Annotated in this window: 7 protein-coding genes and 1 riboswitch; all 7 genes read left to right on the top strand. The window is 44.1% G+C overall.

The annotated features are described in order from the left end of the window. Window positions 1–840: energy transducer TonB (locus tag A3763_RS21450; protein ID WP_156495237.1), on the top strand; the 840-nt coding region annotated here is incomplete at its 5' end. A 111-nt stretch (window positions 841–951) separates the two neighbouring features. Beyond that, window positions 952–1,224, top strand: coding sequence for a hypothetical protein (locus tag A3763_RS21445; protein WP_068515697.1), 273 nt, complete (start codon window positions 952–954; stop codon window positions 1,222–1,224). Beyond that, window positions 1,215–6,317, top strand: a complete 5,103-nt coding sequence (locus tag A3763_RS21440) for an AAA family ATPase (protein WP_068515695.1) — start codon at window positions 1,215–1,217, stop codon at window positions 6,315–6,317. Before A3763_RS21445 ends, A3763_RS21440 begins: the two co-directional genes overlap by 10 nt. An 84-nt stretch (window positions 6,318–6,401) precedes the next feature. Further along, window positions 6,402–6,639, top strand: a riboswitch (cobalamin riboswitch). Between the two features lie 102 nt (window positions 6,640–6,741). After that, complete coding sequence (locus A3763_RS21435; protein ID WP_068515693.1) at window positions 6,742–8,676, top strand: TonB-dependent siderophore receptor; 1,935 nt, start codon at window positions 6,742–6,744, stop codon at window positions 8,674–8,676. Window positions 8,677–8,712: 36 nt separating this feature from the next. Beyond that, a complete protein-coding gene (locus A3763_RS21430) occupies window positions 8,713–9,897 on the top strand; it encodes a hypothetical protein (protein WP_068515690.1) in 1,185 nt (394 codons plus the stop codon). An 18-nt stretch (window positions 9,898–9,915) separates the two neighbouring features. Continuing rightward, a complete protein-coding gene (locus A3763_RS21425) occupies window positions 9,916–11,400 on the top strand; it encodes a cobyric acid synthase (protein WP_068515687.1) in 1,485 nt (494 codons plus the stop codon). Further along, a complete protein-coding gene (cobU, locus tag A3763_RS21420) occupies window positions 11,397–11,951 on the top strand; it encodes a bifunctional adenosylcobinamide kinase/adenosylcobinamide-phosphate guanylyltransferase (RefSeq protein ID WP_068513547.1) in 555 nt (184 codons plus the stop codon). The genes A3763_RS21425 and cobU overlap by 4 nt, the downstream gene beginning before the upstream one ends. The last annotated feature ends 153 nt before the right edge of the window (window positions 11,952–12,104 follow it).

Here is a 12,104-nt window from a genome sequence, read left to right as displayed (position 1 = left end):
AGTGGTTCAAGTTCTCGGCCAAGAAAAGCCTTAGCCGGTGCGATTATACTGTCATTTTTGGCACATATTGCGCTGAGTCTTTGGGAAGGACAGAACGAAATCTTTGCGCCGATTGGAAAAACTTCGGTTAATGTTTCCTTAAGACCCTCGCAAGAGGAGGGGGACCCCGCTGATAAGGAGATTGTTGAAAACGTATCTGCTCAAATGCCTCGTGAAGTGGAACAAAAGAGGCCGGAACTCCCAGAAAAACCAAAAACACACAAGCAAAATAGTAAGGAAAGCATACTTGAGTCTGAACAAAAAAAGACTAAGAGAGAGAAAAGTGACAGGTCCGACGAAGTACCGAAATCAAAATCACAGGATATCGTTAAACCGAGTATACGTGATGTTGTACTGAGTTCCGTCGAGACTACTAGAGCCCTTTATAGCGAGCAAAAAATTGAGCAAAATAATTCTATTGAGCCCAATCAGCCACCAAGCGAAACGAAAGCCGATGAGCCACCTGATGAAAAGCCTGTAGAAGTACAGGAAACGGAACCTGAGGCGCTAGAGTTAATACCTAAACCTTCCTATGTTTTAGGAAGTGCTGATAACCCGGAACCCAAATATCCTCCCATTGCTGCAAAACGGGGCTGGCAGGGTACTGTTGTGATTGGAGTGAATGTCGACCCCAACGGTGGTGTCGAGAGCTTACTAATTATTCAAAGCAGCCACTATGGTGTGTTGGATTATACCGCTTGGGAAACTGTGCAAGATTCCTGGACGTTTAAGCCTGCACAAGTCAACGGTAAGAACGTCGCCAGCTATATCGAAATACCGATAAGCTTTCAGATTAAGTAACTGTTGAGCGTCATTTGGCCAGTGCTTATTGCATGGCATCCATAATGCTGGTTACTCTGATTTGACTGCTATACTTAAAAGAATAAGTAAGATAGCAGGCGATGAGGTTGTATGTTCCAAATACCTAATTATGCGATTAGTGAAACGCTTTTCTCAAGCGTTGGAACAAGGGTATTTCGCGCCCAAAATGCAGCCACAGGCGAGGGCGTCATTCTCCGTGCCTGCGGTGAGAATTGCGATATAGAAAGTCAGCGTGCCCGTATGGCTTTCAGCTACGAAGTTCTTCAGATGTTTGACCACCCGAACATCGTTAAAGCAATGGAATTGATCGATGATTCTTTATCGCCTTGTATGGTGATGGAAGATATTCGGGCATGGACTTAAAACGTTATGCTGAAAGTCAAGACTCCCATCAATTGCCTGTTCCTCTATTCCTTGATATTGCTATTCAACTCGCTGATGCCTTGGATGCGATTCACCATGCTCAAGTAATTCATAAAGACTTGCATCCCGGAAATATCGTTCTGAATCCGGATACCGGAAGAGTACAAATTATCGATTTCGGTCTGGCCTCATTATTAACGCGCGAACAGCCAGCCATTATCGAGCCTGATAAGCTTGAAGGTATTTTAAGTTATATTTCTCCCGAGCAAACAGGGCGAATGAACCGTGCTATAGACTACCGAAGTGATATTTACACTCTGGGCGTAACTTTCTATAAACTTCTGACGGGAGACTTACCATTCGAAGCTGATGATGCTCTGGGTATAGTGTATGCCCACATGGCGACTCAACAGCAGAGCGCTTCGACTAAAAGGCCAGCTTTACCAGCAGCTATTTCATCAATTATTGATAAAATGATGATGAAAAATGCTGAAGATAGATACCAGAGCGCATTCGGTCTAAAGCATGATTTGCTGCATTGTCAGCGTTCAATTGTTAAAGATGGCACGGTAAATGATTTTTTGCTGGCGACTAACGATGTATCTAGTCGCTTTTGCATACCTCAGACCTTATGTGGCCGAAATGAAGAGCTTGGCCTTTTGCTTGAAAGCTTTGATAAAGCGAAACAAGGTCGGCCCCAATTACTGACAGTTTGCGGTTACTCAGGGATCGGCAAGTCAGCATTGATTCACGAAGTGTACAAACCCATCGCAGCGAGCAATGGCGTCTTTATAAGCGGTAAGTTCGATCAATTCCAACAAAATACACCATACTCTGCGATTAAGGCAGCTCTGACAAACTGGCTAAAACAAGAACTAAGGTTACCTGAAGATCAGCTGCTTTCACTGCGTAAACGCTTAGGTGAAGCTTTGGGTAATAACGTCAGAGTGTTAATTGAATTCCTTCCGGAATTGGAACTGCTTTTCGGCAAACACGAGGCACCTTTGCTTCTTGGTGCACAAGAGACGCTTGCTCGTTTCGTGCTAGTTTTTCAGGCTTTCATTAAAACCATTACAGAAGATAAGCCCTGGGTTATCTTTATTGATGACATTCAATGGGCAGACCGCGGAACTTTGCATCTGATACCGGAGTTGCTCAGTGAACCTGGTTGTCGCCTTCTTATATTACTTGCTTATCGAGATAATGAAGTTGATAGCCAGCACCCGGCTCAAAGCATGTTAAACAAAGTTGCCGCTCGAAAGTTTGAGGCGCAACATATAAAACTAAAACCGCTGAAAAAAGGCCAGTTACGTTTGCTAATTATGGATACTTTTCAGCGTACCCAAGCCGATGTTCAAGAGCTGGCAGATCTTGTTGTTTCAAAAACAGGAGGCAACCCTTTTTTCTCGATAGAGTTCCTTAAAGCGCTTGATAGGAAAGGTCTCGTAACGTTTGATATTTCAGAGCACTATTGGACTTGGGATTTGGAGACTATAAAATTAGAGTCGATAACTGATAATGTTGTCGAGCTCATGCTTGAACGCATGTCTGAGCTACCGATTAAAACCCAAAAGCTCCTCCAAAAAGCTGCATGTGTGGGTACCAGATTTGATTTGGAAACATTGGCTGTTGCCAGTGACTTACCCATGGAGGAAGTTGCTGAATCTTTGTGGCTGGCATTAAAAGAAGGCTTGCTTGTTCAGGAGGGGGGCGATTGGTTTTTAGCTGTAATCGGCGGCTTTCAGCAAACACTGCAAGGGGAGTACGGCGAAAGTGTATTGGTACCCCAAAAATTACTTAGCCAGTATTATTCATTGCGGAGCCATGAAACCGCAATTCATAGTTTTATCCCATCGTGTAAATTCCTTCATGATCGGATGTTGCAAGCAGCGTATGAGTCTTTGGGTGAGGAAGAGAGGGTCGATACTCACCTGAGTATAGGCTGGCGTCTATATAAGACTTATAGTGATGACGAAAAAGAAGAACGGGTGTTTGAGCTTGTGGAGCAGCTTAATCATGGCATCTCGCTTATTTCCGATCAGTTGGAAATTGAAAACCTGATCGAGCTTAATGTTTTGCCTGCTGAGAAAGCCAAGCTATCAAGTGTGTGGCTTGCTGCTGATCAATACTCAAGCTTGGCATTAATTTTATTGGGCGATAATGCATGGGCTGAGAGTTATGATAAGTGCTTCAAGCTCTATAAAATCAAAGCGGAAGCTGCATACTTAAACGGAGACCTTGAAGCATCTAAGCAACTTTACTCCCAGCTGGTCGATAATGCTATTGATCCTTTAGACAAGGTGGAGTTGCTTGCCTACCTGCTTGTGCAAGCCATAGGCCGCTCAGACTACGCACTTGGGCTAGAAATGGGGCGGCAGGCTTTGTCAATATTGGGTATTGATATTCCTGATGACCTAAGTTCTCTCAAAGCCATCATGTTAGAGCAAGCATCGCAACTAAGGGATGCGCTGGCTAAGCGTCCGATTAAGGATTTTGAAAACTGGCCAGAATGTAAAGATCGGTCGCATCACTTAACTAATTATGTTTTGGTTAATTTCGGTTTAGCTGGCTTTTTGATGCAACGCATAGAATTCGCTTCTGTTTGTATTCAGGCTAGTTTGATATCTGCAACACTGCATGGTCGAACTGATGCAACACTGGTGACCTTAACTACCTATGGCATGCTATTGGCGTTAAGAGATGAGTATGGGGCAGCCTATGAAGCTGGTGAAAAAGCTAAGCAGTGGCTGGAAAGTAATCCGAACTGTAGGGACTCCGCTTCTGCATGGAATGGAATTGGAGTGTCACTTGCACATCTAAAAGGACACGTCACAGAGTCATATTACGCTTACGAGAGAGGCTTCGAAGCCGGGATTGAGACAGGAGAGCTTGCTAGAGCAGGGGTGTGCTTATCTGCGAAATCAACGATCAAAGCGGTTGCGGGCTTTCCCATTGAAGAGTTACTAACAGAGTATGAGGAGGCGAAGGCCTTTGTCGAGAAAAAGTCTTTGCGTGTTCCTTTTCTGCCGATACTTGAAAACTCTTGGCAATCTTATCTTAAGCACGAATACTTGCTTGGCGACGAAAACTTCGAGGCGACCTCGTTAGCAATTATCAATGGTAGTTCTTTCAAAGCCTTTCTCATGTATTGCCGTTTTGAATACTTCTTCTGGGACGAAGCGGATTGCGAAACACTGGTTGCGCATTTGTTTGACGCGGTTGCAAGTTACGGGCTTTTCAAAAGCCATTTTATGATGGTTGACCTATATTGCCTTAGTAATCTTGCCTTTATTCGTGCTCAGAGAGAGGGCTTTGTAGGCGCTAGTCATCAAGCATTCAAAAAATTGGAGAAAGTATCAAACGAGCTCAAGCACATTCTTCAGCTTCGAGCCGATTTATATTCTCTTAATCATGAGCATAAAATTGCTTTGGTAGAAGCAGAGCAGCTTGCCTTAGATGGCGCGCCTTTTGAACAAACGGCAAAGCGTTATAAACAGGCCATAAAGGAAGCCGAGGAAAACGGCTTTAGACAATATGCCGGTTTATCAAACGAATTCTTTGGACGCTACTTAATAGATATTGGTTTTGAATCCCTTGCCGATGTTCCAATTAAACGGGCACATAGCTGGTACAAGAGTTGGGGGAATAAAGCCAAAATTGATAGGCTATTAGCATGTTATCCTGAGCTGGCTATAAGTGAGAAACGTGATAAAACAGTGCCAGCCACATTTAGTAATTCGTCAAATGTTACGCTGACTCAGCAGTTTTCAACTGGCTTATCCGCGACCAGTTCAGTCAGGTCGGGAGAGGCTTTGGATTTTCAGTCAATCATAAAGTCAATGCAGACCCTGTCGGGGGAGTTGGATTTACACAACCTCATTGAAAGCATGATGAAAGTAATTCTTGAAAATGCAGGTGCACATATTGGGGTCTTGGTTGTACAGAGCCTGAAGGGGCCAAAGGTAGAAGCTCAAGTCGATTTACCAAACGATCAGGCTTCCTATTTAATGCATATACCTCTGGAAAAGTCCGTGAATGTTCCTCAGGACATAATCAATTTAACACTTCGTTTAGGTGAAACAATCTGGCTAGAAAATGCTTGCGCTGACGGCGAGTTTAAAGAGGATGCTTATATATCGAAAGCAAGGTCAAAGTCGGTATTATGTTTGCCAATTGTTTACCGAAAATCTCAAATAGGCGCTCTGTACTTAGAGAATAGCTTGAGCACAGGGGTCTTTACCGAGCAGCGCATGAGTGTGATAAAAGTCTTACTGACTCAGGCTGCTATATCGCTTGAAAATGCACGTTTGTTTGATGAAGTGACGGGCCTGAATGCAGGTTTGGAGGAGAAAGTAGCCCAGCGAACGCGTGATCTAGACCAGGCTAATGTTGAATTAGCCTCAGCAAATAAAGAACTGGAATCATTTAGTTATACTGTATCGCATGATCTAAAATCACCCTTACGCATGATCAAAGGCTTTAGTGATATCTTACTTGATGATTACGCCTCGCAGCTTGATGAAGAAGCGCAACGGATATTGGCGAAAGTCGTTGCCGGTGCCAAGTCGATGGAAGACTTGATTAACGGTTTGCTGGACCTGTCACGAATGCAGCGAAAAGAAGTAAAAAGAACAGACCTAAACTTAAGCCAAATTGCTGACACAGTAGTGGCCAATCTGCGCGATACCTATCCCCTGCGTGTCGTAGATATTTATATTCAGCCAGATATGAATATCAATGGTGATGCCAGAATGATGCATTCAGTCGTTGAAAACCTGATAAACAATGCCTGGAAGTACAGTAGCAAGACAGAATCTGCAGAAATAGCATTTAGCTCTGCTTTGGTTGATGACGAACTCGGAAGAACAGAGCGCGTGTTTAAGGTTAAGGACAATGGTGCAGGTTTTGATATGTCACATGCGGGTAAGCTCTTCTCGACCTTCCAGCGATTGCATAACAAAAGTGACTTCGATGGCACCGGCGTCGGTTTATCAACGGTTAAGCGGATTGTCGAAAAGCATGGAGGGAGGGTCTGGGCCGACTCTGAGGTTGGCAAAGGCGCAAGTTTTTACTTTACTATTCCAGAGCAATAAATATTTAGGGCCAGAATAAAAATAGCCGTTTTTACTCTGGCCCTAAATATTTGCATACTTGACTTTTAAACCTGACATTATTACATTAGCGCCCACGTTACAGGTGTTCTTGGCTTTGTCCATTTGCTAAGAATGAAACGGGAAGTTGGTGAAGGCTGTTTGTTAAAGCAGTGAATAAGTCCAACGCTGCCCCCGCAACGGTAATTGAGTAACAGGACTAGCTCTCGCCACTGTGTAATTAATACATGGGAAGGCGCTAGTTCTACTGACAGTGATCAGATGCTCATAAGCCCGGAGACCGGCCTGAGAACTTAATTTAAGGTATTGCGGAGGGCGATATTTGAAAATATTGCTGTGCGTAATTTTTCTCCAGTATATTTTTTACTTCCTTCGTAAGCCGTCATCACATGCTGTTGGGTGAATTGTGCTTAGACTTGTTGCTGCCTATTTAGTACTTATAATTTTTTCCTATCATGCTTATGCACAGGAAATATTAGGAAAACATAACGAAGTACTTGTTCAAACTTCACGCCCCAAGCTGACTGATGTTGACCCCTCAAGCAATACTGGTTTAGTTACCGTTATCAAGAAAGAAGATTTCTCTAGTGATGCCGTAAGCGTTGCCGATATAGTTGAGCGCCAAGTGGGGGTTCAAGTCAGAGATCTTGGAGGCTTTGGCAGTTTCAGTTCTGTTAGTGTTCGCGGCTCATCTAGTAAACAAGTAAACGTGTACTTGGATGGTGTATTGCTGAATGGCTCCTACCAGGGGGCTGTCGACTTGAGCCAGTTCTTACTTGGTGCGGTTGAACAGGTAGAAATATACCGGGGTAATGTCCCGATATATTTAGAGCAAGCCGGGATTGGTGGGGCAATTAATATCAAGACTAGCGGTGGTGCACGAAAAGCCGGTGGCTTACTTAGTTCAAGTCTTGGTTCAGAAGGCATCAAACGTGCTGCAGCATCGTATAAAGGGAGTCTGGATACCCTTAATTATCTTTTTTCTGCTGAGCACTTTAGTGCTGACAATGACTATACAGTCATCAATACAAACGATACGCCCGATTATTACGCCGACGATTATGATCAAAATAAGAACAACAATGATGTTGTACATACATCACTTCTGGCATCATTTAACGAGCAGGTTAATGAGGCGTATCGATTTAGTTTAACTACGCAATACTCTAATAAAGAGCAGGGTGTTCCAGAGATACAAAACCTTGCAGACAATGATGCCACCTATGACTCAGAGTTCTTTTCGATGCAAGCCAATATAGAGCAGCATCTTAGGCGCGGTATTGTTTTTAACTATAGTTTATATGGACTTTATAAAGAAACGATATTTCGGGATGAGAAAAATCAAGTAGGTTTATTGCGAAATGATGACCGAACTGTATCAAAATCATTTGGTGGAAATATTAAAGCTAGTTTTTCTTCCGGTGCGAACCTTTGGGCCGCACTGTTAAGCGCAAAGATCGAAGGCTACGACCTACAGGAACGCATCGAAGGCACTTCTAGTCAATATCAGCGCGTGACAACTGTTGTCGGGCTACAAGATGAATGGCTGTCTAATTCAGGTTTTTGGTTGGTCAATGGTAGTGCTCGTGGGATCTCTGTCGTAGATGAAATAAAGCAGGATCAGGTTGCTGAGTTTTATCATGACCTCCAGCTTGGTTTGCTTGCACAGCTAAGTGCTGAGGTTCAATTCAGGGCCAACATCTCCAGAAATATTAGACTTCCCGAGTTAAATGAAATGTATGGTGATCGCGGGTTCACTTTAGGCAATGAAGACCTTGTTGAGGAAAAAGCCCTAAACACCGATATTAGCCTTAGTTATCAGTCAAACAGAACATCCGGTACGCTCGCTTTGTTTTATCGTGATCTTAACGATGCCATTGTCACTATTTACAACTCGCGAGGCATTGGCAAACCGCAGAATCTTTCTAAAGCGCAAGTGATCGGTATTGAAGTCAGCAATGAGCTTCACTTATCGAATTTTGTCCGTATTAATTCGAACCTCACCTTCCAAGATACTGAAGATAAATCTAACTCTAGAGCCTTCAGGGGGGAGTCCTTGCCGGGCGTTTATGACTTTTCCGGAACTGTTGAGATGCGGGTTGCCGACCAAGGGCGTTCGGTTGGCTTGGAATATGTACGGCAGTCGGGTGGTGTTTACGATTCAGCTGGTGTGGCCGAACTTCCCGACGTTAAGCAGGTTAACGCCAGTCTTGGCTTTAAAAGTGAAAAAGATTCACTCGAATTTAAAATTAAGAATGTTAGTGGTCAGCGTGTAAGCAAATACAACCGATTCCCAGGGCCCGGGCGTCAGTGGTTTGTTTCTTATGCTCATCAATTTTGATCGATAGTGTGTAAATACTATTAATAGGAGCAAGTAATGAATATTGAAAAAAATGTGGCAGGTAAAAAACTAGTCTTAGGGCTATTGGCGCTAGGTGCGATTGGCGTTACTGGTTGTTCAAGTGACAACAGTATCAAATCTGAAACAGCTGGTTTGTATGGAAATATTGCCGCATCAGTTTACGTTAGCGATACTTTGGCGTACTTTCAGGGAAACGAAAGCTGGGGTTCTAGTAGTCTTTATCAGTTTAACCCTACAACGGGTGCGGTAGTAACGGAGCCTGTTACCGGCTTCGAGAGTGTCGATATACAGTCGCTGGAACTTAGCCCATCGGGGCAGTTGTGGGTAGGTGTTGGAGACTTTGCAACACCTCAGATTCAGATTCTTAATACTAGTAATAACGCAGTGGTTGATACGATTCAGTTAAGCAATAACCCGGGAAGCATTACCTTTTCAGAAAACCTGAGTGGCGATTGCGCGAATGCTTGTGCATTTATTAAAGGTGTTGCATCTGATTATTCATCTAGTGATATTTCAATTGCGGAAGCAGTTGCGCCTTTTGACCACACTGAAGGATTTGCAGCTACGGATCGTTCTGATATCGATGTGGCAGTAAATGGAAGTGACTACTACAGAATAGGTAAGTACGGTGAAAATAACTTATCGAAGTACGATATAGACAACCCAAACACCTTAACCTGGCAGTACGGTTTGAATGATGAAGACGGCGAAAGCAACAGTAACCCATATGATGTGCTTTTCGCATCTGATGATAAAGCCTATGTTATTCGCTGGGGAGAAGGGTCAATTCTTGTCATCGATCCAAGCGTTACTGATAGCTCGTCAGATGATTTCGTATTAGATAGTATTGATATCAGTCATTATGATGAAGACGGCCTCCCGAATGCTTCTGCTGCATTGATCCATGAAGACGTATTGTATGTTGTCACTCAGGGACTTGATAGCTCGTATGCGCCGACTCAAGCCTACCTAATCGCAATTGATACACTGACTGACGCAGAAGTGTCAATTGGTACTGGTGAACTAGATGGCTTAGAGCTAACCGTTAAGAACCCAATTGAAATAGACCTTTTTGCAGGAGATTTATTCATAACAGGAGTGGGGCGTTATGCTTCGGGTGACCGTGCTGCTGAGTACACAGGTGGTATTGAGAGGATTGACCTTGATACGCTGAGCTCGTCGATAGTTGTGAACGACTAATTGAGTAAAGGTTAAGATATGACCACACTGATGATACAAGGCACCACTTCAGATGCGGGTAAAAGTACCTTAGTGGCTGCTTTGTGTCGTTGTTTGGTGAGGCGCGGCCATAAAGTGGCGCCTTTTAAGCCTCAGAATATGGCGCTCAACAGTGCTGTTACGGTTGATGGTGGCGAAATAGGGCGAGCGCAGGCATTGCAGGCGCACGCTGCTTGTGTTTTGCCGACAACGGATATGAATCCGGTTTTGTTGAAGCCTGAAACAGATATCGGTGCGCAGGTGATTATTCACGGTAAGTCCAGAGGCAACATGTCTGCGACGTCTTACCATGAATATAAACAGGTTGCGATGGCTGCGGTGCTAAGTTCACATGAGCGACTTGCTAATGAATTTCAGCATGTCATTGTTGAAGGTGCTGGCTCACCGGCAGAGATTAATCTACGCGACAGAGATATCGCAAACATGGGTTTTGCTGAGGAAGTGGATTGCCCGGTTATTTTAGTTGCCGATATTGATCGCGGCGGTGTGTTTGCACATTTGGTCGGTACTTTGTCATTGCTGTCTGAGTCTGAGCAAGCGCGTATCAAAGGTTTCGTCATTAACCGATTTAGAGGTGATATTTCCTTGCTTCAGTCTGGCTTGGACTGGCTGGAATCGTATACGGGAAAACCGGTGCTTGGTGTTCTGCCTTACCTTCATGGTCTACACCTTGATGCAGAGGATGCTTTGCCAGAGCAGATACTCGATCCAAGTTCTGAATATAAATTTCGTGTAATTGTGCCGGTTGTTCCACGTATAAGCAATCATACAGATTTTGACCCTTTGCGTTTGCATCCTGATGTTGATTTTCGTTATATCAATGTAGGGGACCCGGTTCCGCCTGCGGATTTGATCATTTTGCCGGGCTCCAAATCCGTTCGTTCTGATTTAGGTTTCTTAGTTCAAAATGGTTGGAAAGACATTTTAAATCGTCATTTAAGGTATGGCGGAAAGGTGTTGGGGATATGTGGCGGTTATCAGATGCTAGGGCAATTAATCACTGATGAAAGTGGTGTAGAAGGTCGGCCAGGCAGTAGTGAAGGTTTCGCTTTGCTTTCGTGTGCGACTAGCTTGTTGGCTGAAAAGAAATTACTTAATTGTGTGGGCGAGTTAGCCGAAAGTTCAGCACCTGTAAAAGGCTATGAAATTCATACGGGAGTGACCACAGGAGATGACTTGGCGCGCCCGATGATTGTCAATTTTGGGTCATCAACGGGTGGCGCTTCTCTCGCGGGTACGGATGGCGCAACTAGTAGAGACGGCCTGGTTAAGGGTACCTATTTGCACGGTCTATTTGATTCACCGGAAGCATTGCAAGCACTGTTAGAGTGGGCTGGACTAAGATCAGATACCACTGTCAACCTTGAAGAAGTGCGTGAGAAGCAGTTGGAGCGCTTAGCCAATGCTTTTGAGTCAGCGATTGATATGGATAAGCTGATAGAGTTACTGGAGCAGGCCGGATGAAAAGACTCATTCTTGGAGGGGTAAAGTCTGGCAAGAGCCGATATGCAGAACAGCAAGCAGAGCTAGTTATAGCAAACAATAGTGCATCGTCGATTTGTTTGCTTGCCACTGCACAAGCACTGGATGAGGAAATGGCAGCACGAATTGAGCGTCACAAGGCAGACCGGCCAGATCATTGGTGTGTGATAGAAGAGCCGCTAGAGTTGGCAAAAGTGCTTGAGGAACGTGCTGGTGAAGATATAGTGCTCGTTGTTGATTGTCTTACCTTATGGGTCACTAATCTTTTGATGCTTGAAGACAAAACACGCGTCCAGTTAGAGCTTGATCGATTTGTCGAGGCTGTCAGTCTAACAAATGTAGAATTAATTTTGGTTTCCAACGAGACCAATATGGGAGTCATGCCTTTAGGCGATTTAAGTCGTAAATATTGTGATGTAGCAGGGCTGTTACATCAAAGCTTGGCAAGCCTTTGTGATCAGGTCGATTTAGTTGTCGCAGGCTTGCCTCTTTCACTCAAATCCAATGCGAACAATAAGCCTGGCAGTTCTTAGGAAATATTGATGCTTGATAGCGAAAATAAAACTGCTGATCCTTTGTTAAGTGTGAATACTTTATCGTGGCACTGTGGTAATAAGGTGATCCTGCAAGATATTAGTTTTGCCCTATCAGAAGGAGGTTTTGTTGGCTTAATCGGCCCTAATGGC

The organism is Oleiphilus sp. HI0128, assembly GCF_001635365.1.
This window is presented reverse-complemented; position numbering and strand designations above follow the sequence as displayed.

Bases quoted from the DNA above. Each gene is read 5' to 3' on its own strand.
- cobU (WP_068513547.1), top strand. From the start codon at position 11,397: ATGAAAAGACTCATTCTTGGAGGGGTAAAGTCTGGCAAGAGCCGATAT.
- A3763_RS21425 (WP_068515687.1), top strand. From the start codon at position 9,916: ATGACCACACTGATGATACAAGGCACCACTTCAGATGCGGGTAAAAGT.
- A3763_RS21445 (WP_068515697.1), top strand. From the start codon at position 952: ATGTTCCAAATACCTAATTATGCGATTAGTGAAACGCTTTTCTCAAGC.
- A3763_RS21440 (WP_068515695.1), top strand. From the start codon at position 1,215: ATGGACTTAAAACGTTATGCTGAAAGTCAAGACTCCCATCAATTGCCT.
- A3763_RS21430 (WP_068515690.1), top strand. From the start codon at position 8,713: ATGAATATTGAAAAAAATGTGGCAGGTAAAAAACTAGTCTTAGGGCTA.